This is a genomic window from Streptomyces sp. HUAS MG56, assembly GCF_058673395.1.
The window spans coordinates 9,608,998-9,630,896 of sequence record NZ_CM178722.1; the positions used below are offsets into that span (position 1 = coordinate 9,608,998).

Annotated in this window: 18 protein-coding genes and 2 pseudogenes; 12 read left to right on the top strand and 8 right to left on the bottom strand. The window is 72.6% G+C overall.

Annotated features, from left to right (window positions below; all coding sequences use genetic code 11):
- Positions 1 to 128: 128 nt before the first annotated feature.
- From AC4OXY_RS43760 to AC4OXY_RS43770, 3 genes are all read left to right on the top strand, one after another.
- Positions 129 to 1,733: an FAD-binding oxidoreductase gene (locus AC4OXY_RS43760; protein WP_376291708.1), complete on the top strand. Its 1,605-nt coding sequence runs from the start codon at positions 129 to 131 to the stop codon at positions 1,731 to 1,733.
- Between the two features lie 64 nt (positions 1,734 to 1,797).
- Positions 1,798 to 2,679 carry a diacylglycerol kinase family protein gene (locus AC4OXY_RS43765; RefSeq protein ID WP_356033299.1) on the top strand — a complete coding sequence of 294 codons (882 nt, stop codon included), beginning with the start codon at positions 1,798 to 1,800 and terminating at the stop codon, positions 2,677 to 2,679.
- Positions 2,680 to 2,760: 81 nt separating this feature from the next.
- Complete coding sequence (locus AC4OXY_RS43770) at positions 2,761 to 3,123, top strand: NUDIX hydrolase (RefSeq protein ID WP_491992505.1); 363 nt, start codon at positions 2,761 to 2,763, stop codon at positions 3,121 to 3,123.
- A gap of 10 nt (positions 3,124 to 3,133) precedes the next feature.
- Here the strand turns inward: AC4OXY_RS43770 and AC4OXY_RS43775 are convergent, their stop codons facing one another.
- Both AC4OXY_RS43775 and AC4OXY_RS43780 read right to left on the bottom strand, forming a co-directional pair.
- Positions 3,134 to 3,505, bottom strand: a complete 372-nt coding sequence (locus AC4OXY_RS43775; RefSeq protein WP_491992506.1) for a thioesterase family protein — start codon at positions 3,503 to 3,505, stop codon at positions 3,134 to 3,136.
- A gap of 94 nt (positions 3,506 to 3,599) precedes the next feature.
- Positions 3,600 to 4,892 (bottom strand): molybdopterin molybdotransferase MoeA, encoded by a 1,293-nt coding sequence (locus tag AC4OXY_RS43780; RefSeq protein WP_376291713.1) that lies wholly within the window; start codon positions 4,890 to 4,892, stop codon positions 3,600 to 3,602.
- Between the two features lie 149 nt (positions 4,893 to 5,041).
- Between AC4OXY_RS43780 and AC4OXY_RS43785 the strand changes: the two genes are divergently transcribed.
- Both AC4OXY_RS43785 and fdhD read left to right on the top strand, forming a co-directional pair.
- On the top strand, positions 5,042 to 7,345 hold the full coding sequence (locus tag AC4OXY_RS43785; RefSeq protein WP_402065676.1) for an FdhF/YdeP family oxidoreductase: 2,304 nt from the start codon (positions 5,042 to 5,044) through the stop codon (positions 7,343 to 7,345).
- A complete protein-coding gene (fdhD, locus tag AC4OXY_RS43790) occupies positions 7,333 to 8,169 on the top strand; it encodes a formate dehydrogenase accessory sulfurtransferase FdhD (RefSeq protein ID WP_376291717.1) in 837 nt (278 codons plus the stop codon). Before AC4OXY_RS43785 ends, fdhD begins: the two co-directional genes overlap by 13 nt.
- A gap of 14 nt (positions 8,170 to 8,183) precedes the next feature.
- Here fdhD and AC4OXY_RS43795 read toward each other — a convergent pair whose 3' ends face one another.
- On the bottom strand, positions 8,184 to 9,113 hold the full coding sequence (locus AC4OXY_RS43795) for a LysR family transcriptional regulator (RefSeq protein WP_356033315.1): 930 nt from the start codon (positions 9,111 to 9,113) through the stop codon (positions 8,184 to 8,186).
- Positions 9,114 to 9,285: 172 nt separating this feature from the next.
- On the opposite strand from AC4OXY_RS43795, the gene AC4OXY_RS43800 reads away from it, so the two are divergent.
- From AC4OXY_RS43800 to AC4OXY_RS43825, 6 genes are all read left to right on the top strand, one after another.
- Positions 9,286 to 10,239 carry a Dyp-type peroxidase gene (locus tag AC4OXY_RS43800; RefSeq protein ID WP_356033318.1) on the top strand — a complete coding sequence of 318 codons (954 nt, stop codon included), beginning with the start codon at positions 9,286 to 9,288 and terminating at the stop codon, positions 10,237 to 10,239.
- A gap of 136 nt (positions 10,240 to 10,375) precedes the next feature.
- Positions 10,376 to 12,931, top strand: coding sequence for an ATP-dependent Clp protease ATP-binding subunit (locus tag AC4OXY_RS43805; RefSeq protein WP_491992507.1), 2,556 nt, complete (start codon positions 10,376 to 10,378; stop codon positions 12,929 to 12,931).
- A 13-nt stretch (positions 12,932 to 12,944) separates the two neighbouring features.
- Positions 12,945 to 13,205: a hypothetical protein gene (locus tag AC4OXY_RS43810; protein WP_356033324.1), complete on the top strand. Its 261-nt coding sequence runs from the start codon at positions 12,945 to 12,947 to the stop codon at positions 13,203 to 13,205.
- Between the two features lie 62 nt (positions 13,206 to 13,267).
- Positions 13,268 to 13,345, top strand: coding sequence for a 50S ribosomal protein bL37 (locus tag AC4OXY_RS43815; RefSeq protein ID WP_466384113.1), 78 nt, complete (start codon positions 13,268 to 13,270; stop codon positions 13,343 to 13,345).
- A gap of 84 nt (positions 13,346 to 13,429) precedes the next feature.
- Positions 13,430 to 15,700, top strand: coding sequence for an FdhF/YdeP family oxidoreductase (locus AC4OXY_RS43820; protein ID WP_491994731.1), 2,271 nt, complete (start codon positions 13,430 to 13,432; stop codon positions 15,698 to 15,700).
- 88 nt (positions 15,701 to 15,788) lie between these two features.
- Positions 15,789 to 17,231 carry a phytoene desaturase family protein gene (locus AC4OXY_RS43825; RefSeq protein ID WP_467493284.1) on the top strand — a complete coding sequence of 481 codons (1,443 nt, stop codon included), beginning with the start codon at positions 15,789 to 15,791 and terminating at the stop codon, positions 17,229 to 17,231.
- Positions 17,232 to 17,575: 344 nt separating this feature from the next.
- On the opposite strand, the pseudogene AC4OXY_RS43830 reads toward AC4OXY_RS43825, so the two are convergent.
- Together AC4OXY_RS43830 and AC4OXY_RS43835 are read right to left on the bottom strand one after the other, a co-directional pair.
- Positions 17,576 to 17,719: pseudogene (locus AC4OXY_RS43830) on the bottom strand (MerR family DNA-binding transcriptional regulator); the annotation flags it as partial.
- Position 17,720: 1 nt separating this feature from the next.
- On the bottom strand, positions 17,721 to 18,803 hold the full coding sequence (locus AC4OXY_RS43835) for a sensor histidine kinase (protein ID WP_491992508.1): 1,083 nt from the start codon (positions 18,801 to 18,803) through the stop codon (positions 17,721 to 17,723).
- Positions 18,804 to 18,808: 5 nt separating this feature from the next.
- On the opposite strand from AC4OXY_RS43835, the gene AC4OXY_RS43840 reads away from it, so the two are divergent.
- Entirely contained in the window at positions 18,809 to 19,039 is a 231-nt protein-coding gene (locus AC4OXY_RS43840; protein WP_491992509.1) for a hypothetical protein, read from the top strand.
- On the opposite strand, the gene AC4OXY_RS43845 is transcribed toward AC4OXY_RS43840, so the two are convergent.
- From AC4OXY_RS43845 to AC4OXY_RS43855, 3 genes and pseudogenes are all read right to left on the bottom strand, one after another.
- Positions 19,027 to 19,776, bottom strand: coding sequence for an SDR family NAD(P)-dependent oxidoreductase (locus AC4OXY_RS43845; RefSeq protein ID WP_491992510.1), 750 nt, complete (start codon positions 19,774 to 19,776; stop codon positions 19,027 to 19,029). The two genes, AC4OXY_RS43840 and AC4OXY_RS43845, sit on opposite strands and share 13 nt — an antisense overlap.
- A 109-nt stretch (positions 19,777 to 19,885) precedes the next feature.
- Positions 19,886 to 20,455: a methyltransferase family protein gene (locus AC4OXY_RS43850; protein WP_362817790.1), complete on the bottom strand. Its 570-nt coding sequence runs from the start codon at positions 20,453 to 20,455 to the stop codon at positions 19,886 to 19,888.
- A 399-nt stretch (positions 20,456 to 20,854) separates the two neighbouring features.
- A pseudogene (locus AC4OXY_RS43855) lies at positions 20,855 to 21,504 on the bottom strand (alpha/beta hydrolase fold domain-containing protein).
- Between the last annotated feature and the right edge of the window lie 395 nt (positions 21,505 to 21,899).

Sequence of the window (21,899 nt, forward strand, 5' to 3'; positions counted from 1 at the left end):
GTCACAGTGTAACGCCCCGAGGGTCCGGCAGGAGAAGACCCTCCCGGGCAACGGCCGCCGGGCCGTCGCGCGAACCGAGCACATCGAGCACCGAACCGAGCACACCGACCTGTGAGGACGACCGTTCAATGGACATGCTGTGGAACGGCTGGGGCGACCCGGCCAAGGCGGCGCCCCTGCCCGACTCGGTGACCGGCCTGCTGCGCGACCTCCTCGGCGTCAAGCCCAGCACCACCCCCGCCCTCTCGCTCGACGACATCCAGGTGCCCGCCACCACGGCCTCGCCCGTCGCGCTCAAGGCGCTCGCCGAGGCCGTCGGCGGCGCGGAGCACGTCCGCACCGACGGCGAGAGCCGCCTCCGGCACACCCGCGGCAAGTCCACGCCCGACCTGCTGCGCATGCGCGCCGCGGACGTCACGGACGTCCCGCAGGCCGTCGTCCTGCCTGGCTCGCACGACGAGGTGCTCGCCGTGCTGCGCGCCTGCGCCGCGCACGGCCTCGCCGTCGTCCCCTTCGGCGGCGGCACCTCGGTCGTCGGCGGACTCGCCCCGCAGCGCAGCGCGTTCATCGCCCTGGACCTGCGCCGCATGGACGCCCTGCTCGACCTCGACCCCGTCTCGCGCACCGCCGTCCTCCAGCCCGGACTGCGCGCCCCCGAGGCCGAGGCACTCCTCGCCGAACAGGGCTTCACCCTCGGTCACTTCCCGCAGTCCTTCGAGTGGGCCACCATCGGCGGCTTCGCCGCGGCCCGCTCCAGCGGCCAGGCCTCCGCCGGGTACGGCCGCTTCGACGAGATGGTCCTCGGCCTGACCCTCGCCACCCCCGAGGGCACCATCGAGACCGGCCGCGCCCCGCGCTCCGCCGCCGGACCCGACCTGCGCCAGCTGATCCTCGGCTCCGAGGGCGCCTTCGGCGTCATCACCTCCGTCACCGTCCGCATCCGCCCCCGCCCCGAGGCGTGCGTTTACGAGGGCTGGCGGTTCGCGTCCTTCGCGGAGGGCGCGGCCGCGCTGCGCACGCTCGCCCAGGACGGACCCCGGCCGACCGTGCTGCGCCTGTCCGACGAGACCGAGACCTTCATCGGCCTGGCCCAACCCGACTCCATCGGCGGCGACCTGAGCCAGAGCACGGCCGGCTGCCTCGCCATCGCGGGCTACGAGGGCACGCCCGAGGACACCGCGCTCCGCCGGGAGCAGGCCGCCACCGTCCTCACCGCCTGCGGCGGCACACCGGCCGGTACGGAACCCGGCGAGCGCTGGGCCCACGGCCGCTTCTCGGCGCCGTACCTGCGCGACGCGCTTCTCGACATCGGCGCCTTCGCGGAGACCCTGGAGACCGCGGCCTTCTGGTCCCGCGTCCCCGACCTCTACACCGCCGTGCGCACCGCGCTCACCGACACCCTCACCGAGGCCGGCACCCCGCCCCTGGTGATGTGCCACATCTCCCACGTGTACGAGAACGGCGCCTCGCTGTACTTCACGGTCGTCAGCGCCCAGGGCGAGGACCCGGTCGCCCACTGGGAGCCCGCCAAGCACGCGGCCAACGAGGCCGTGCTCGCCGCCGGCGGTACGATCTCCCACCACCACGGCGTCGGCACCGACCACCGCGACTGGTACGTCCGCGAGGCCGGACCGCTCGGCATCTCTGCCCTGCGCGCGGTCAAGCGCCGCCTCGACCCCGAGGGCCTGCTCAACCCCGGCGTCCTGCTGCCCGACCACGGCCTGACCGACTGACCCGGCCCGCCGGCCACCCCACCGTCCCCTCAGCGCGACCCGTCACCGCCCCGGAGGCACACCGATGCGACAGTTCACCGCCGTCGTCAACCCCACCGCGGGCGGCTCCACCGGGGCGGCGACCCTGCTGCCCCTGGCCCGGCTGCTGCGCGAGGCCGGCGCCGAACTGGAGACGGAGTACAGCCACAGCCTCGCCCACGCCCAGGACCTCGCGCGCCGGGCCGGCGAGCGCGGCCGGATCGTCCTGGCCGTCGGCGGCGACGGCATCGCCGGCGGCATCGGTGGCGCGCTGAGCGGCACCGGAGCCGTCCTCGGCCTGGTGCCCGCGGGCCGCGGCAACGACTTCGCCCGCGCCCTGAACCTGCCCTCCGACCCCGCCGCGCTCGCCGGCATTCTGCTGCGCGCCGAGCCCCGGCCGGTCGACACCGTCGAGGTGGAGTCGGCCGTCCACGCGCGCACCGTCGTCCTCGGCAGCGTGTACGCCGGGGTCGACGCCGTGGCCAACCGGCACGCCAACCACGCCCGGCTGCTGCGCGGCTCCGCCTCCTACTACGCGGGCGGCCTGCGCGCCGTCACCGGCTGGCGCGCGGCCGACTACCGCGTCACCGTCGACGGCGAGGAGCACACCCACCGCGGTTACACGGTCGTCGCGGCCAACTCGCCCTACTACGGCTCCGGACGGCTCATCGCCCCCGGCGCCCGGGTCGACGACGGGCTGCTGGACATCGTGATGATCCGCGAGGCGCCCCGCCGGCTGTTCTTCGCCCTCATGAACGAGCTGAAGACCGGCGGCCACGTCGACCGCCCCGAGGTACGCGTCCTGCGCGGCCGGGAACTGCGCATCGAGGCGAGCCGGCCCGTCTACTACGGCGCCGACGGCGAGGTCGAGGCCACCTTGCCGGTGACGGTGCGGGTACGGCCCGGGGACCTGCCGGTGCTGTACTGACCGGCACGGCGTGCATGTGCCCGGCCCTGGGTAGGGGGAGGAGAACCCGGCCGAGCGCGCCGGGGGAGGGGTTGGTCGGTCATGACGCTGGAGCCCGCCGCAGGCGTGGTGCAGGCCGTCGTCCTGTACGACGGACGGCTGCTGCTGGCGGAGCGGGGCGAGGGCTGGAGACTGCCGTCCGGCGCTCCCGAACAGGCCGAGCCTGCCGAGGCCACCGCCGCGCGCGTCGTCTACGAACTCACCGGCTACCTCGTCGACGGCACCGAGAGCCTGACCCCGCAGGACGGTGCCACGGCGGTCGTGTGCCAGTTGCTGAGCGAGTCCCCGTCCGACGGTGCCCGTGTCGCACCGGACCGACTGCGCTGGGCCTCGCTCGCCGAGACCGCCGACGCCGACCTCCCGGCGGTCGTACGGACGTACCTGGAAGGGCACACACCGGTGTGAGGCGTGCAGGTCAGCGCTCCGCCGTCGGGTCCGGTGCCTGCGCGAGGAAGCGCTGCCGGTCCACGACCCCCCGGTCGATCTCGCCCGTCGCGACCAGCAGGCCCGCGCCGTCGACGGCCCGCACCAGGAAGGTCAGCCGCCGGTCCGTCGTGGAGGGCAGCGGCCGGGCGCTCACCTCCACCCGGCCGCCCACCCGGGTGGCCCGCACGTGCCGGACCCGCACCTCGGTGCCGACAGTGGTCTGACCGGTCGTAGTGAAGGGCGCGGCGGCCCGCAGGGTGGCCGCCTCCAGCCAGGCGATCAGCCGGGGCGTGGCCAGCACGGGCACGTCACCACTGCCCACCACGGCCGCGGTGTCGGCCTCGGTCACCTCGTGACGCATGCCCCCACGCCAGTGCCGCCGAGCGCGGGCCGCCGTACGGCACGGGGCTGTCGTACGACACGGATCCGCCGGTCGGCACCGGGACGTCAGCGGTTCACCGGCAGGGCAGTTCCAATACGTCCACGGTGGTGCCGGCCGCGACACCGCCCGGTGGGACCACCGCAAGGGCGTCCGCCAGGGCGAGGCCGCGGAGCATCGCCGGGCCGTCGAAGGGCAGCGGTGTCGCCTCCTGGCCGGACGTGAACACCGGCAGCAGCCGGGTGTCGCGCGGATGGCCCGGCAGGGCGGCGGTCGTCGTCAGCCGGACCGGACCGGCCTCGCGATGGCCGCCGAGCCGACGCAGCAGCGGTTCGGCGAGCGTGACCAGGCCGGCCACCGCGGCCAGCGGGTTGCCGGGCAGCCCGACCAGCCGGCGCGCCCGGCCGTCCGTGGTCGCGGGCAGCTCGGCGAGCAGCATCGGATGGCCCGGTCGCACCGCCACGGAGTCGACCAGCAGCCGGGCGCCCACCGACCGCAGCGTGTCGTGCAGGAAGTCCACGGGGCCCGCGGCGGTGCTCCCGGTGGTGATGACGACGTCGGCGGGTGAGCTGCGCACGGCCTCACGGAGCGGGCCGGGGTCGTCCGCGACCCGGCGATGGCCGATGAGCTCGGCGCCGCGGCCCCGCAGCCAGGGCGGCAGCAGCGGGCCGAGCGCGTCCCGGACCCGCCCGCCGCGCGGCACACCCTGGTCGAGCAACTCGTCGCCGAGGACGAGGAGTTCCACGCTCGGGCGGCGGTGCACGGTCAGCCGGTCGTACCCGGCCGCCGCCGCGAGGCCCAGCACGCGTTCGGTCACGGTGGTGCCGGCCGGCAGCAGCGGCTCACCGGAGCGGCACTCCTGGCCGCGTGCCCGGATGTCCTGCCCCTCGCACACCGGCCCGGGGGAGCGGTCGTACAGCAGGTCCTGCGCGGGGTCCGCCTCGCCGTGCTCGCGGCGCAGCACGGCGGTGGCGCCGGGCGGCACCGGGGCGCCGGTCGCGATGGGGACGGCCGTGTCCCGGCCGAGCGGACCGGGCTCCGCTCCGGCGAGGACTCCGGCGCCGCCCAGCCGCCACGGGCCCGGTCCGGCCACGGCCCAGCCGTCCATGGCGGCCGTGTCGAACGACGGCAGATCGGTGAGCGCGAGGAGCGGTTCGGCGAGCGCGTGGCCGAGGGCGTCGGCGAGGGAGCGCGGGCCGGCGGGCAGCGGCCGCCCGGCACAGGACCGGGCGATCGAGCGGGCCCGCTCCCAGTCCCGGCCGGCCCGCAGCGCGTCCGGCGCGGCCGGGGCTGTGTGCGCTGCGGTGGCGCGCGACACCGCTCCGTGCGGTCCCGTGCCGTCGGCCGTGTCCGTCCCGGATGCCCTCATGCCGGTCATCGTTGATCAGGCATCCGGCGAAGTCAAAGAGGGGCCGTTTGTCGGCCGATAGATGCCGCCTATGTGATAACCGCCGCTTATCGGCTCATCGAGAACACCTCTTTGACTTCTCCGCGTGACGAGGCGGATGCTGCCGGATCATGAGCGGCATCGAGGACCCCGTAGACGACCTGTCGGTCACCCCGCCCAAGCGCTGGGCCACCGGCGTCCCGGCGGTGACGCACGCGCTGACGTACTCCCTGGAACAGACGTCCGTACGACGTACCGCGCTGACCCTGCTGAACATCAACCAGGCCAAGGGAACCGACTGCCCGGGCTGCGCCTGGCCCGAGCCCGCGGCGGGCAAGCGGCACCTCAACGAGTACTGCGAGAACGGCGCCAAGCACATCAACGACGAGGCCACCACCCGCCGCGTCACCGCCGATTTCTTCCGCGAGCACTCGATCGCCGAACTGGGCGCGAAGTCCGACTACTGGCTCAACCAGCAGGGCCGGCTCACCGAGCCCATGATCAAGCGGCCCGGCGCCGAGCACTACGAACCCGTCGGCTGGGACGAGGCGTTGGAGGTGCTCGCCGAGGAACTGCGCCGGCTGGACTCCCCGGACGAGGCCCTCTTCTACACCTCCGGCCGGGTGGGCAACGAGGCGGCCTTCCTGCTCCAGCTGTTCGCCCGCGCCTACGGCACCAACAACCTGCCGGACTGCTCCAACATGTGCCACGAGTCGAGCGGATCCGCGCTGATGGAGACGCTCGGCATCGGCAAGGGCAGCGTCTCGCTGGACGACATCCACACCGCCGACCTGGTATTCGTCGTCGGACAGAACCCGGGCACCAACCATCCCCGCATGCTGTCCGCGCTGGAGGAGACCAAGCGCAACGGCGGCAAGGTCATCGCGGTCAACCCGCTGCCCGAGGCGGGACTGCTCCGCTTCAAGCACCCCCAGAAGGCCCGCGGGGTCATCGGCCGGGGCACCGCGATCGCCGACCAGTTCCTCCAGATCCGCCCCGGCGGCGACCTCGCCCTGTTCCAGGCGCTGGGCCGGCTGCTGCTGGAGGCCGAGGACGAGCGCCCGGGAACCGTCCTCGACCACGCCTTCATCAGCGCCCACACCACCGGCTTCACCGACTTCGCCGACCACGCCCGGAAGATCGCGTGGGAGGACGTCCTCGCCGCGACCGGGCTGAGCCGCGAGGAGATCGAGGCCGTCCACGAACAGGTGCTGCGCAGCGGAAAGATCATCGTCTGCTGGGCGATGGGACTCACCCAGCACAAGCACGGCGTCCCGACCATCCGCGAGGTCGTCAACTTCCTTCTGCTGCGCGGCAATGTCGGACGGCCGGGCGCAGGTGTGTGCCCCGTGCGCGGGCACAGCAACGTCCAGGGCGACCGCACCATGGGCATCTGGGAGCGGATGCCCCGGCCGTTCCTCGACGCCCTGGAGCGCGAGTTCGGCTTCACCCCGCCCACCAAGCACGGACTGGACTCGGTCAACAGCATCCGGGCCATGCGCGACGGCACCGCCAAGGTGTTCCTCGGCGTCGCCGGCAACTTCGTCCGGGCCACCCCGGACAGCGACGTCACCGAGGAGGCGATGCGCGGCTGCCGGCTCACCGCGCACATCTCCACCAAGCTCAACCGCTCCCACGCGGTCTGCGGCGACATCGCCCTCATCCTGCCCACCCTCGGCCGCAGCGACCGGGACGTCCAGGCGGCCGGCGAGCAGTTCGTCACCGTCGAGGACTCCATGAGCGAGGTGCACGCCTCCCGCGGCAAGCTGCCCCCGGCCTCCCCGCACCTGCTCAGCGAGGTCGCGATCATCAGCCGGCTGGCCCGCAGGACCCTCGGCGACACCCCGGCCATCCCCTGGGAGGACTTCGAGGCGGACTACGGCACCGTCCGCGACCGCATCTCCCGCGTCGTCCCCGGCTTCCAGGACTTCAACGCCCGGGTGGCCGAGCCCGGCGGCTTCCGGCTGCCCAACCCGGTCAACGAGCGCGTCTTCCGCACCCCGAGCGGCAAGGCCGTCTTCACCCGCAACGACTTCACGATGCCCGACATCCCCGAGGGGCACCTGCTGCTCCAGACGCTGCGCTCGCACGACCAGTGGAACACCGTCCCGTACGCGATGAACGACCGCTACCGGGGCATCCACAACGCCCGCCGCGTCGTCCTCGTCAACCCCGACGACCTCCAGGACCTCGGGTTCGCCGACCGTGACCTGGTGGACCTGGTCGCGGTCTGGCACGACGGACGCGAGCGCCGGGCGCCGGACTTCCGGGTCGTCGCCTACCCCACCAGCCGTGGCTCGGCCGCCTCCTACTACCCCGAGACCAACGTCCTGGTGCCGCTGGACAGCGTCGCGGACATCAGCAACACACCCACCTCCAAAGGGGTGTTGGTCCGCCTGGAGCCCGCGCGCGGAGCGGCGTCGTGGGACGGGTGACCGTACGGCGGCGGGTGCTGCGCATCCGGGACGGCGTGCCCGCGCACCGGCCCGACACCCTGGCCGCCGAGGAGCCGATGGAGATCCGGGTCGGCGGCCGGCCGCTCACGGTGACCATGCGCACCCCGGGCGACGACTTCGACCTCGCGGCCGGATTCCTGGCCGGTGAGGGCGTGGTCCACGCCGCCGACGACGTGACCGGGATCCGCTACTGCGCGGGCGCCACGGCGGACGGCGCCAACACCTACAACGTGGTCGACGTCGCCCTCGCCCCCGGGGTGGCGCTGCCCGCCGCGTCGCTGGAGCGGAACTTCTACACCACCTCCTCGTGCGGGCTGTGCGGCAAGGCGAGCCTGGACGCGGTGCGCATGGTGCGCCGCTGGTCCGTGGCCGAGGACCCGCTGAGCGTGGGTCCGGAGCTGCTCGCCGCGCTGCCCGAGCGGCTGCGGGCGGCCCAGCGGGTGTTCGACAGCACCGGCGGACTGCACGCGGCGGGCCTGTTCACGGCCGACGGCGAGCTGCTGTGCCTGCGCGAGGACGTGGGCCGGCACAACGCCGTGGACAAGGTCGTCGGACACGCCCTGCGCTCCGGTCTGCTGCCGCTGCGGGAAACCGTGCTCATGGTCAGCGGGCGCGCCTCCTTCGAGCTGGTGCAGAAGGCCGTACTGGCCGGGATCCCGCTGCTCGCCGCCGTCTCCGCGCCGTCCTCGCTGGCCGTGGACCTGGCCGCCGAGAGCGGGCTGACCCTGGTCGGGTTCCTGCGCGGCACCTCGATGAACGTCTACACCGGCGCCGAACGCCTCGTGTCCGCGCCGGTCGGCTGACCCACACGGAGCGATCAGCGGCCCGGGTCCCCGGGGACGCGCTCCAGGGCGGTGGCCACGTCGGTCGTGCGGGCGATGTCCGTCAGGGACCGGGCCATGACCGACTCCGGCTCCCGGGCGGCGACCACCAGCCCCACGGGCACCGAGGCGGCCGGCTCGACCAGCGGCACCGCCCGCATGCCGGGCGGCACACCGAACACGTGCAGCCATGCCTGCGCCACGATGCTCGCCCACCGCCCCGTCCTGACATGGGCGAACAGAGCCGCCACGGAATCGGTCTCCAGCCGGGGCGAGGCCTGCGTCCCGGCCCGCGCGAACAACTCGTCCAGCACCCGGCGCCCCTGCATGCCCTGGTTCAGCAGACACAGCGGCAACCGCGCCGCCTGCGCCCACGTGGCCGTCGTCCGCCGGGCCAGGTCGTCGTCGGCCGAGAGCAGCAGCACATGGCGCTCCCGGTACAGCGGCACCGTGTGGAAGAACTGCTCCGACACGTCCTCGCGCAGATAGGTGACGGCCGCGTCGAGCTCGAAGTTCTGCAACTGCCGCAGGATGTCCACCGACTGCATGTCCGCACTGACCTCCACCGTGACCAGCGGGTGCGCCGCGCAGAACGGGCCGGTCAGATGGGCGACGGCGGCGGACGCGGTCGGCACCGAACCGATCCGTATCCGGCCGGTCAGGCCACCGCGCAGCGCGTCGACCTCGTCCTTGAGGGCGTCGCGGTCGGCCAGGATCCGCTGCGCCCATACGACGATGCGCTCGCCCTCAGGAGTGAGGCCCTCGTACTTGCGGCCGCGCCGCACCAGCGGCACGTCGAGCTCCTCCTCCAGCTTGCGCAGCGCCTCCGACAGGGCGGGCTGGGACACGTAGCAGGCCTGGGCGGCGCGGGCGAAATGCCGCTCGCGGGAGAGTGCGACGAGGTATTCGAGCTGACGAAAGAGCACGGGACGGGTGTACCCGACGGCCGACCGGAACGCCAATCCCGTCCGGCTGCCGAACTGCCGAGCCGGACGGGCGGCGCCATGCTGGTGCGAAGGAGCCGGCCGCGATACCCCGGTGCACGAGGCATGCGGCGAGCGGTTCGTTGCACAGGATCCGCCGAGGAGGCAGACGTCCGTGGTCGAGTCGCAGCCCGTCATCGTCCCGCCGGCCAGGGCCGCCGTCTTCCTGGTCGTCACCCTCGTGCCCGGCGGCGAGGGCACCGTCCGTGACCTGCTGGAGGACGTGTCGGGCCTGCGCCGCTCGGTGGCGTTCCGCGCGCCCGCCGAGCGGCTGAGCTGTGTCGTCGGCATCGGCTCGCACGCCTGGGACCGGCTCTTCGACGGGCCCCGGCCACGCGAGCTGCACCCCTTCGTGGACCTGGTCGGTCCGCGCCACCGGGCCCTCGGCACCCCCGGTGACCTCCTCTTCCACGTCCGCTCCCTCCGGATGGACCTGTGCTTCGAACTGGCCCGGCTGCTCGGGGAGCGCCTTCAGGGCGCGGCCACCGTGGTGGACGAGGTGCACGGCTTCAGGTTCTTCGACGAACGCGATCTGCTCGGCTTCGTCGACGGCAGCGAGAACCCCGAGGGGACGGTCGCGGACGACGCCGTGTTCATCGGCGACGAGGACCCGGAATTCACCGGTGGCAGCTATGTGATCGTGCAGAAGTACCTGCACGACATGACGGCCTGGAACGCCCTGTCGGCCGAGGAACAGGACCTGGTGATCGGGCGCACCAAGCTGGCGAACGTGGAACTCCCCGACGACGTGAAGCCCGCCGACTCCCATGTCGCCCTCAACACCATCACCGACGAGAACGGCGACGAACGCAAGATCGTGCGTGAGAACATGCCCTTCGGCACCATCGGGACCGGCGAGTTCGGCACCTATTTCATCGGCTATTCCCGCACCCCGGACGTGACCGAGGAAATGCTGCGGAACATGTTCCTCGGCCGCGAGCCGGAACAGCACGACCGGATCCTCGACTTCTCCGTGCCGGTCACGGGCTGCCTCTTCCATGTGCCGAGCATCGGCTTCCTCGACGACCTCCCGGCCGCTCCGGGCGGCGCGGCGACGGCAGGACCCTGACGTCCGCGCCCGACCCGCTCCCCCCCCCGGCTGCTCCGTTTGCGGTGCCGTGTGCGGAGGGGTTCAGTGAGTACTGACCCCGGATCGCGTACGACCCCCCCCGCGGATCACTGTTTCGCCGCGCTCAGGAGATGTCATGTCGATGTCGTTCGGTGCTCCTTTCGGTTCGTCGGATCCGTTCAGCGAGTTGTTCAACCGGTTCTTCGGGATGTCGCCGGCGTCATCACCGCCCGCGGTGCAGCGCGTGCCCATCGGACGGCTGCTGACGGAGGCCTCCCAGGAACTGCTCAACCTGGCCGCGGGGCGGGCCGTCGAGGACGGCACCAGCGACCTCGACACGGAACACCTGCTCTGGGCCGCCACGAAGGTCGACCCGTCCCGGCGGCTGCTGTCCCAGCTGGGCGTCGATCCCGACACGCTCGCGGCCGAGATCGCCAAGATCCTGCCGCGCGAGTCCGGCGAGCCGTCCGCTCAGCCGGGTCTCACCCCCGCGGCCAAGCGCACGCTCGGCGCCGCCTACGCACAGTCACAGGCGGCCGGTGTGTCGTACATCGGTCCGGAGCACATCCTCGGCGCCCTGCTGGGGGACAGTGACAGCGGTGCCGCCAAGCTGCTGCGCGCCGAGGGCATGGACACGGAGAAACTGTCGGGCCTCGCCGAGCAGTCCGCCCGGGCCGACTCGGTGCCCGCCGAACGCAAGCAGCCGGCCACGACGCTGGACGAGTACGGCCGGGACCTGACGGAAGAGGCCAAGGCGGGCAGGCTCGACCCGGTGGTGGGACGCGCCGAGGAGATCGAGCAGACCGTGGAGATCCTCTCCCGGCGCTCCAAGAACAACCCCGTCCTCATCGGCGAACCCGGCGTGGGCAAGACCGCCATCGTGGAGGGGCTGGCGCAGCGCATCGTGGCGGGCGAGGTCCCGGACACCCTGAAGGACAAGAGGGTCGTCTCCCTCGACCTGTCGAGCATGGTCGCGGGAGCACAGTACCGGGGACAGTTCGAGGAGCGGCTGAAGAAGGTCATCGAGGACGTACAGGCCGCCAAGGGCCAGATCATCCTGTTCATCGACGAACTCCACACGGTCGTCGGCGCCGGCGCCACCGGCGAGGGATCCATGGACGCGGGCAACATGCTCAAGCCCGCACTCGCGCGCGGCGAACTGCGCGTGGTGGGCGCCACGACCATCGACGAGTACCGCAAGTACGTCGAGAAGGACGCGGCGTTGGAGCGCCGGTTCCAGCCCGTGATGGTGCCCGAGCCCAGCGTCGAGGAGACCGTGCAGATCCTCGAAGGGCTGCGCGACTCCTACGAGGCCCACCACCAGGTCCGCTTCGACGACGCGGCGCTGGTGGCCGCCGCCGAGATGTCCGACCGCTACATCACCGACCGCTTCCTGCCCGACAAGGCCATCGACGTCATGGACCAGGCCGGCGCCCGGGTGCGGCTGCGCCGCGTGGGCCGCTCCACCGAGGTGGTCAGCCGCGAGGACCGAATCGCCAAGCTGCGTCGGGAGCTCGAACAGGCCGTCGCCGCCGAGGACTTCGAGAAGGCGTCCGAGCTGAAGCGGGAGATCTCCGAGGTGGAGGGCGAACTCGCCGGGATCGAGGAGCGCCGCGAGGGCGTCGTGTCCGTCACGGCCGCCGACATCGCCGACGTCGTCTCCCGCCGCACCGGTATTCCGGTCGCCCAGCTCACCGCCGGCGAGAAGGAGAAACTCCTCCGGCTGGAGGAGGAGATGCACGCCCGGATCGTCGGCCAGGACGAGGCGGTCACCGCCGTCTCGCAGGCCGTGCGCCGCAACCGCGCGGGCATGGGCGACCCGAACCGGCCCGTGGGCTCCTTCCTCTTTCTCGGCCCCACCGGCGTCGGCAAGACCGAACTCGCCAAGACCCTCGCTGCGTTGTTGTTCGGCGAAGAGGACCGCATGATCCGCTTCGACATGAGCGAGTTCCAGGAGAAGCACACCGTCGCCCGGCTGGTCGGCGCCCCGCCCGGATACGTCGGCTACGAGGAAGCGGGCCAGCTGACCGAGAAGGTGCGCCGCCAGCCGTACAGCGTCGTGCTGTTCGACGAGGTGGAGAAGGCACACCCCGACGTGTTCAACACCCTGCTGCAGATCCTCGACGACGGCCGGCTCACCGACGGCCAGGGCCGTACCGTCGACTTCCGGCACTGCGTCGTCATCATGACGTCCAACATCGGCGCGCACCGCATCCTCGACCACAAGGGTGATGTGTCCGACCTGAAGGACGACTTGATGGACGACCTGCGGACCAGGTTCCTGCCGGAGTTCCTCAACCGCATCGACGACATCATCATCTTCCACGGCCTGACCGAGGACGACCTGAGCCGGATCGTCGACCATCTGCTGGACCAGAGCAAGCGCCGGGTGCACGCGCAGGGCATCGAACTGGAGGTCACGGAGTCCGCGAAGAAGCTCCTCATCGCGCACGGCCACCAGCCGGAGTTCGGCGCCCGCCCGCTGCGCCGCACCATCCAGGCGGAACTCGACAACCGCATCGCCACCCTGCTGCTGAGCGGCGAGGCCGAGCCCGGGAACACGATCGTCGCCGACGTGGTGGACGACTCGCTGCACTGCTCGGTGCGGAAGAACGGCGACTCCGGCGAGCGGGCCGGGACCGCCGGGGCAGCCGGGCCCGCCGAGGCCGGTTCCGCGGCGACGGAGAAGTGACGGAGGAGAACTCATGACGCACCATCACCACAAGTCCAACAAGCGGGTCGAGGGCGAGCCGGACACCGGTCATGGCCGGGGCCTGCCCCGCCGGCCGGACGAGCCGGAACTCGCCGAGCGCACCCGGGAGGACCGGCGGGAAGCGGGCCTGCGCAGCGGGCGCCGGGAGGACCCCGAGGCGGCGTACGAGCAGGCACAGGCCGAGGTCGACCGCGAGGTGCGCGAGGGCCGCATGAAGTCCGGCGAGAGTCGGCGCAAGGGCCGCAGGGAATAGCGCCCTGAACATGTCCGAAACATTCGGACGAAGGATGTTTCTCGTATTGACAGGAGGTTGCCATGTCCTCGAAGCGACGCAGGAAGAAGAAGGCACGGCGCAACCACGCCGCCAACCACGGCAAGCGGCCCCAGTCCTGAGGGAGAGTCGTGAGCACCTCCCGGCACTCCAGTGACGATCAGCCGCGGCGGCCGGCGCAGGGGGCGGAAGAGCGGGAGTTCCACGTGGGCCCCGCTCCCGGCGGGGAACCGTCCTTCCGCCCCTACCACCACCCCGCCGCCGGCTGGGGCGCCGCGAAGAGCGTCAGCGGATTCCTGCTGCGCGAGGGCGCGCTGGTGGACGGACCGCGCGCGATCGTGAAGATGAACCATGAGAACGGCGGCTTCGACTGCCCAGGGTGCGCGTGGCCGGACGACACCAAGGGCCTGCGCCTGGACATCTGCGAGAACGGGATCAAGCACGTCACCTGGGAGATGACCCGCAAGCGGGTCGACCGCGCGTTCTTCGCGCGGCACTCGGTGGGCGACCTGTCCGAGTGGAGCGACTTCGCGCTGGAGGATCAGGGCCGGCTGACCGAGCCCATGGTCTACGACCCCGACTCCGACCACTACGTGCCGATCAGCTGGCGCGACGCCTTCGAACTGGTGGGGCGGACCCTGCGCGAGCTGGACGACCCGAACCAGGCCGCCTTCTACACCTCCGGTCGGCTCGGCAACGAGGCCACATTCTTGTACCAGTTGATGGCTCGGGAACTGGGCACGAACAATCTGCCCGACTGCTCCAACATGTGCCACGAGGCCAGCGGACGCGCCCTGGAGGCCTCGCTCGGCACCGGCAAGGGCACGGTCGACCTGAAGGACTGGGAGATGACGGACGCCCTGTTCATCATGGGCGTGAACGCCGCCTCCAACGCACCCCGGATGCTCACCGCCCTCGCCGAGGCCTACCGCCGCGGCACCCGGATCGTGCACGTCAACCCGCTGATCGAGGCGGCCGCCCGGCGCACGATCATCCCGCACGACATCACCGACATGGCCACTTTCCACTCCACCCGCACCAGCAACCTGAACCTCCAGGTGCGTGTCGGCGGCGACATGGCCCTGCTGCGCGGCATGGCGAAGGCCTTGCTGGAGCAGGCCGGCAGCGATCCCAAGGCACTCGACCAGGAGTTCATCGACCGCCACACCGCCGGCTTCGACGACTACCGGAAACAGTGCGAGGCCACGCCCTGGGCGGAGATAGAGCGCCAGTCGGGCCTCGACCGCGCCGACATCCTCAGGGCGGCCCGCGTCTACCGTGACGCCGATCGCAGCATCGTCAGCTGGTGCCTGGGCGTGAGCCAGCACGAACACGGCGTCGACACGGTCCGCGAGATCGTCAACCTCCTTCTGCTGCGCGGCAATCTGGGCCGCGAGGGTGCCGGACCGTCGCCGGTGCGCGGGCACAGCAACGTCCAGGGCAACCGCACCTGCGGCATCGACCACCGCCCGACCGCCGAGTTCCTCGACCGGCTCGCCCAGGTGTGCGGGATCGACCCGCCCCGCGCCCACGGCCTGGACACCGTCGGCACCATCGCGGCCATGCGGCGGGGCGACGTCAGGGTGTTCGTCGGCATGGGCGGCAACTTCGCGCTCGCCGCGCCCGACACCCCGCTCACCCACGAGGCGCTGCGCTCCTGTGACCTCACCGTCCAGGTCAGCACGAAGCTGAACCGCAGCCACCTCGTCCATGGCCGCCGGGCGCTCATCCTCCCGTGCCTCGGCCGCACCGAGAAGGACCAGCAGCGCACCGGCCCGCAGAGCACCTCGGTCGAGGACTCGATGAGCATGGTGCACCTGTCCGTCGGCATGAAGCGTCCCGCCTCCCGGCACCTGCTCTCCGAGCCCGCCATCATCGCCGGCCTGGCCCGCGCCGCCCTGCCGGACAGCCCGACGCCCTGGCAGTGGTACGTCGAGGACTACGACCGGATCCGCGACACCATGGCCCAAGTCCTCGACGGATTCGAGGACTTCAACCGAAGGGTGCGACTGCCGCTGGGCTTCCGCATCAAGCAGCCCGCCCGCGAGCTGGTCTTCCGCACACCGTCCGGAAAGGCGGAGTTCTCCGCCGCCCCGCTGCCCGACGTCGTCCCCGCCCCGGGCACCCTGGCCCTCGGCACCATGCGCTCCCACGACCAGTGGAACACGACCATCTACTCCGACAACGACCGCTACCGCGGCATCAGGAACCTGCGCACCCTCGTCTTCATGAACGACGACGACATGCGCGAACGAGGCATCGGCGAGTTCGACCCCGTGGACATCGTCAGCACGGCCAAGGACGGCACCACCCGCACCCTCGACGGCTTCCTCGCGATCCCGTACGACATGCCCCGCGGCTGCGCGGCCGGGTACATGCCGGAGATGAACGTGCTCGTCGCCCTGTGCGACCACAGCGAGCAGAGCGACCAGCCCCTCATGAAACACCTGCGGGTTACGATCACCCCGGCCACGTGATTCCCGACCGACATCCGACCGATATCCGACCGATTCCACGACCGATTCCACGACCGATTTCCGACACGGGACACCTCGGGGGTGCGGCATGACGTCCGCGGTCGTCGTCGGCGCCGGGCCCAACGGGCTCGCCGCCGCGGCCTTTCTCGCCAGGGCGGGGCTCGCCGTGACCGTCCTGGAAGCCGCCGACGAGATCGGCGGGGGCACCCGCAGCTCCGAGGCACTTGTGCCCGGCCTCCTCCACGACCACTGCTCGGCCGTCCACCCCACCGCCGCCGGCTCCCCGGCGCTGCGCGCGCTCGGCCTCGAACAGCACGGGCTGCGCTGGCGGACGGCGGACGTCGACTGCGTCCACCCGCTGGACGACGGCAGCGGCGGGGCCCTGCTGCGCTCGGTGCCGGACACCGCCCGTCTCCTCGGACCCGACGGCGACCGCTACCGCGCCCTGTTCGCCACCCCGGTGCGGCACTGGAACGTTCTGGCGCACGACGTCCTGGGCCCGCTGCCGCACCTGCCCGCGCACCCGCTGCTGCTCGCCCGCTTCGGCATCCCGACCACCCTGCCCGCCACCGCCCTCGCCCGCCTTTTCCGCACCCCGCAGGCGCGGGCGCTGTGGGCGGGAGTCGCGGCCCACGCCCTGCGCCCGCTGTCCCGCCCGTTCACCTCGGCCATCGCGCTCGGCATCCTCACCGCGGGCCACGACGCGGGCTGGGCCGTGGCCGAGGGCGGCTCACAGTCCATCGCCTACAGCATGGAACGTGTGCTGCGCCGGTACGGCGGCACCGTCCACACCGGGGTCCGTGTCACCGACCACCGTCAACTCCCGCCCGCCGACGTCACCCTCCTCGACCTCGACCCGAGCCAGGCCGCAGCCCTCTACGGCGACCGGCTGCCGCCCCGGACGCGCGCCGCGTACGGCCGCTTCCTTCGCGCGCCCGCCGTCTTCAAGCTCGATCTGGCCGTCGAGGGCGGCGTGCCCTGGACGAACGAGCACGCGCGCCGGGCCACCACCGTGCACCTCGGCGGCCCGCTCGCCGAGGTGGCGCGGACGCTCCAGGACGTCGTGGCCGGACGCATGCCCGAGCGGCCCTTCGTCCTGGTCGCCCAGCAGTACCTGGCCGATCCCACCCGCTCGGTCGGTGACGTGCATCCCGTGTACACCTACGCCCATGTCCCGTACGACTACGACGGCGACGCCACCGACGCGATCCTGAGGCAGCTGGAGCGGTTCGCCCCCGGTGTCCGCGACCGCGTCGTGGCTCGACAGGCCGTCCGGCCCGCCCGGTTCGCCGCCGCCAACCCCAACTTCACCGGCGGCGACATCATCACCGGAGCCAAGACGACCTCTCAGCTCCTCCTCGGCCCCCGCCCGGCCCTCGACCCGTACGCCACCGGCCTGCCCGGGGTGTTCCTCTGCTCGGCCGCCACCCCGCCGGGCCCCGGCGCCCACGGCATGTGCGGCGCCGGAGCCGCCGCGGCGGCACTGCGCCACCTGGGAGTGCGGACCTCAGGGCTGTTCGACGGCGGCTGACGCCGAAGAGCCCCCTCCCGGACCGGCGACGCCAGCGGCCCCGCAGCAGGTACGGGCACTCCACGGCTCGGGCAGCCTCCCGCGCATGCTGAAGCGGTGCTCCGTCCCGGACCGGCTGTCCGGGACGGAGACGGCCGGGCGCGCATGACATGGGGCTCCTGGGACTCCCGGGCCACGGAGGCGAGAGACATGTCGGCGTAGCGCTCGCCCGCCACCTGGCCCCCCGGCACCCGCAGGCGCAGCCGTCTGCTGGAGAACGCCGGTGCCACCCGGTGCATCACCTGCCGGAAGTCCCCGCCGGACAACTCCTTGCCCGCGTCCGGGAAGGACCCGGTGAGAAAGCCCCGCCCGACCTGCCGCATCAGCCCGATCTGCTCGTACCGGCGCAGCGTGTGCGCACGAAGCCCGGTGAACGTGGCGACCTCACTGATCGTGCACCGCCCCTGGCCGTCGGGCCGGGGCCGCACCGAGGCGAAGGGGGAGCGCACGTCACCAGACGCAGGGAAGCTCCGCCACGATCACGGTAGGGCCGCGGGGCGGGCTGGACACGGTCAGTTCGCCGTCGAGCGCGGCCACCCGGCGGCGGACGCCGAGCAGTCCCGTCCCGCTCTGCTCGTCGGCGCCGCCGTGACCGTCGTCGCTGATCACCGCCCGCACCCCGGCGCGCAGTCGCTCCAGCCGTACGTCCGCCCGCCGGCCACCCCCGTGCCTGACCGCGTTGGTCAGCGCCTCGGCCACGGCGAAGTACGCGGCGGCCTCGATCGCCGCCGGGGGCCGCGGCCCTTCCTCCAGCCCGCCCGTGACACTCACGGCCACGTCGAGCGCGCTGCTCCCCGCGAGCGCCCGCACGGCTCCGACGAGACCGCGGTCGGTGAGGATCGGCGGATGGATGCCCCGCACGACCTGGCGCAGCTCGGTCAGCGCCTCCTGCGCGTGGCCGTGGGCGTCGACCAGGAGTGCGCGGGCGGCCCCGGGATCCCGGTCGTAGGCGCGCAGGGCGAGCCCGAGCCGCATCGAGAGCGACACCAGACGTGCCTGGGCGCCGTCGTGCAGATCGCGCTCGATGCGGCGCAGTTCCGCCTCGTGGGCGGTGATCGCATCGGCTCGGGTGGCGGCGAGCCGCTCCACGCGAGCGGCCAGCAGCGCCTGCGGTGCGGGCCGCAGCAGGGCCTGTGACCAGCGGGCCTCCAGATCGGCGAGCCGGGTGATCAGCGGGAGCACCACTGGGGCACGGCGCAGCAGGCCGCACCGCACCCCGTCGACGACGAGGCCGACCGGCCACAGCGGCAGGACGAGCGCGCCATAGCCGTACGAGGCGGTCATCCAGCGCAGATCGGTGCGCGTACCGGGGTCGCGCACAGCGGTGCGCAGCCGCAGGCGTACCGGGCCGGTGAGAGGCGGGTAGGCCTCGGGGATCTCCCGGCCCGTCCACGCCGTCGTCATGGCGCGCTCGGCCCCGGCGATGCGCCGGACCAGCAGCACCGTCTCGGGCAGCAGCCAGGCCCCGACCATCGCCACCGTGCCGACGGCCGTGATCAGCAGCACCGTGACGAAGAGACAGAGACTCCGCACGGCCGGTGCTGTGGTTCCTCTTCCTCTTCAACGGCGCCGTCGCCGCGTTCTGCGCGGTAGCGGTGGACGGCGCACAGGGAGTCATGGCCGCGGTGGGCATGGGCCTCGTCTCGCTGGGGGCGGGGTTCGGCCTGCTCCCAGCCGGCGCGGCAAGGCACAGCCCGAGCCCGCCTGAGACGTCGGCCGGTGGCTGCGGCATCCGTGCCCGGCGCGCCCCACCCGCTCATGCCGCGTAGCCGCCGTCCACGGACAGCTCCGTGCCCGTCATGTACATCGCCTCCGGTCGTGCGAGGTAGGCGATCGCGGACGCCACCTCTTCGGCCGTGCCGTAGCGGCCGAGTGCGGTCATGGCCGCCTGGCCGGACGCGGAGGGACCGTCGGCGGGGTTCATGTCGGTGTCGATCGGACCCGGGTGGACGACGTGTGCGGTGATCCCGCGCCCGCTCAGCTCCCGGGCCAGCGCCTTCGTCAGCCCCACGACGGCCGACTTGCTCATCGCGTACAGGGTGGCCCCGGGGCCGGGCACGCGCGCGGTGATACAGCTGCCGACGGTGATGATCCGCCCGCCGGGCGCCATGAGCGCGGCAGCGGCCTGGGAGGCGAGGAACACCCCGCGGATGTTGACGGCGATGAGCCGGTCCACGGCGTCGAGCGACATGTCCTCCAGTGGCTGCATCAGCCCGAGGGCCGCGTTGTTCACCAGTACGTCCAGACCTCCGAGCGCCTCCGCCGCACGGTGTACCGCTCCCGCCGCCTCCTGCGCGTCCGCGGCATCCGCGCGCAGCGCGACCGCCCGCTGCCCGTGTGCCTCGACGGCCCGTACCACCTCCTCAGCCGCCTCTTTCCCGTGGACATAGGTCACGGCCACGTCCGCGCCCTCCCGCGCCAGTCGCCGTGCCGCCGCCGCGCCGATGCCCCGGCTGCCGCCGGTGACGAGTACCTTCTTGCCGTTCAGGGGTGCTTGTGAAGTCATGTGTCCATTGCACGGGTGCGGCGCGGGGCACGCTGGCGGTGAACGGACCTCGACCTGGCGGGGCGAGGACACACACCCTGGCGGTGGGCGACCCGCGGACTCGGAACGGTCAGAAGACATAGGGCACCAGACGCTTCGTCCTCTCGCGATAGTCCGCGTACGCCGGGCCGAAGGCCGCTGTCAGCAGCCGTTCCTCCGTACTGATGCGCCACAGGTAGGCCGTCGTCAGCAGCGCTGCCACGATCAGGGTCGCCGCCCAGCTGCCGAGGCCCAGCGAGTAGCCGATCCACACCAGCAGGCTGCCGCAGTACCCGGGGTGGCGTATGAGCCGGTACGGGCCCTCCTGGACCAGCCGTTGACCGTCGACCGTGCGCAGGGTGCGGGTGTAGTACTGGGACAGCGTGCGCATGCCCCAGGCCCGCAGGGCCAGCCCTCCGGCCAGGACCGCTATACCGAACCAGCGCACCGGTATGGGCAGTTGGGCCGTCGCCGTGCTGTTGAACACCGTGTTGATCACACCCGTGGCCACGAAGCAGACGATCAGCAGCCGGGTCGAACCCCGGTCGCGGTCGTCGGCCTGCCACGTACCCGCAGCCGCGAACTCCCGGCGGCGCAGCAGCACCTCGTACCCGATCCAGCACACGATGCCCAGCAGGGCGAAGTCACTGGGGAGAGCCATCCCGCACGCTCCTCACCTTTGGCGATGTCACCGTCCACGATCGCCCACCCGGCATGCCCGACGCACGCACCCACGGGTGGATCGAGGGTGGAAAAGGTCTCCACCCCACGAGTGAGCGCCGCCGGGCACCGGCCAGGTGCGAGCGCGGCGAGGGGAATAGTCGTCCAGTATGAAATGTGGTCGAGGAATCATTTCTTCATGGCGGCGACCGTTAATGTGGACGGGTGAGGGTAAACCACCGGGGAATCGAATTCCCTGAATTCGGCATCGGCCTCAACGGACACGGTGCCACTGCCGAGTTCGCCTTGCCGCAGCGGTGACGAGGCAACCGGCTCCAAACGGCCGGCGGCGGTTTCTGGGGGAGCGGACCGCCGCCGGCACAGTGCCGCACCGGCCGTCTCAGGCGGTGTGCAGGGCGGAGCGCAGGGTGCGGGTCGCCAGGTCGATGGCCGCGCGTGCCGCGTGGGTGCCGCGGAGGGCGTCGAGCATCACGAAGTCGTGGACGATGCCCTGGAACCGGACCGCCGTGACCGGTACCCCCTCGCCGCACGCAGCCTGTTGGCGTAGGCCTCGCCCTCGTCACGCAGCACGTCCGCCTCGGCGGTGACGACCAGCGCCGGGGGCAGTCCCGACAGCTCCTCGGCGGTGGCGCGCAGCGGCGAGGCGGTGATCCGGGAGCGCTCGTCCGCGTCGGCCGTGTACTGGTCCCCGAACCGCCGCATGGCGTCGCGGCGCCGGGCAGTAACCCGTGGCGAACTGGCCGTAGAACGGCGTGTCGAAGGACGCGTCGGTGACCGGGTAGAACAGCACCTGCTGGGTCACCGGGTAGTGGGCCTCGGGCGAGAGGTCGTACGTGGGGAAGGCGACCGCGGCATCCGCCTCGACGGCCGGCTCGCGCACCAACCGGTGCCCTCGGCTCCGGCGCTTACGGCCTTCCGCGGCGGCCACTCGAACAGGTACGGCGGATCGGCCGTCGCCTTCGCGAACTCCGCGGCCGCGGGTTCCAGGGCCGGCTGGACCGGCCGAACCGGCGCAACGGCATCGGACATCGCATCTCCTCGCGTGCACCGGGGGGCGGAGTATCCGTCGGTCGTACGGCACGTGCCCTCGTGTCCTGCGGAGGCAGGGAACACCACCGAGCATCCACCTCGCGCAGGGCGATGGGCCGTGGGCGTGCCGCCCGTACCTCCACAGTGCACGGATCGCCCGGCTCCGCACGCGCTGCGCTCCGGGGAGCGGGCCGGTGCGTCCTCCCGCCGGGCCGTTCCCCGCCCGGCTCGCGTGGCCGGGCCGTCCCTGCCGGGGCTGATGGTGCGGCCGGGCGGCCGCGTGCCCGAACTCGCCGACGACCCGAGGCCGCGCGGGCGTGGGCGTGTGAGGGCGTACGAGGCCGCTGTCGCGGCCGGTGAGGTCCCCCGTTGCCGCACCGAGGCGGCGAGGCGAC

Excerpts from the sequence above, each read along its gene's own strand:
- AC4OXY_RS43760 (WP_376291708.1), top strand. The coding sequence starts at position 129 with ATGGACATGCTGTGGAACGGCTGGGGCGACCCGGCCAAGGCGGCGCCC.
- AC4OXY_RS43765 (WP_356033299.1), top strand. The coding sequence starts at position 1,798 with ATGCGACAGTTCACCGCCGTCGTCAACCCCACCGCGGGCGGCTCCACC.
- AC4OXY_RS43770 (WP_491992505.1), top strand. The coding sequence starts at position 2,761 with ATGACGCTGGAGCCCGCCGCAGGCGTGGTGCAGGCCGTCGTCCTGTAC.
- AC4OXY_RS43775 (WP_491992506.1), bottom strand. The coding sequence starts at position 3,505 with ATGCGTCACGAGGTGACCGAGGCCGACACCGCGGCCGTGGTGGGCAGT.
- AC4OXY_RS43780 (WP_376291713.1), bottom strand. The coding sequence starts at position 4,892 with ATGAGGGCATCCGGGACGGACACGGCCGACGGCACGGGACCGCACGGA.
- AC4OXY_RS43785 (WP_402065676.1), top strand. The coding sequence starts at position 5,042 with ATGAGCGGCATCGAGGACCCCGTAGACGACCTGTCGGTCACCCCGCCC.
- AC4OXY_RS43805 (WP_491992507.1), top strand. The coding sequence starts at position 10,376 with ATGTCGATGTCGTTCGGTGCTCCTTTCGGTTCGTCGGATCCGTTCAGC.
- AC4OXY_RS43810 (WP_356033324.1), top strand. The coding sequence starts at position 12,945 with ATGACGCACCATCACCACAAGTCCAACAAGCGGGTCGAGGGCGAGCCG.
- AC4OXY_RS43815 (WP_466384113.1), top strand. The coding sequence starts at position 13,268 with ATGTCCTCGAAGCGACGCAGGAAGAAGAAGGCACGGCGCAACCACGCC.
- AC4OXY_RS43825 (WP_467493284.1), top strand. The coding sequence starts at position 15,789 with ATGACGTCCGCGGTCGTCGTCGGCGCCGGGCCCAACGGGCTCGCCGCC.
- AC4OXY_RS43845 (WP_491992510.1), bottom strand. The coding sequence starts at position 19,776 with ATGACTTCACAAGCACCCCTGAACGGCAAGAAGGTACTCGTCACCGGC.
- AC4OXY_RS43850 (WP_362817790.1), bottom strand. The coding sequence starts at position 20,455 with ATGGCTCTCCCCAGTGACTTCGCCCTGCTGGGCATCGTGTGCTGGATC.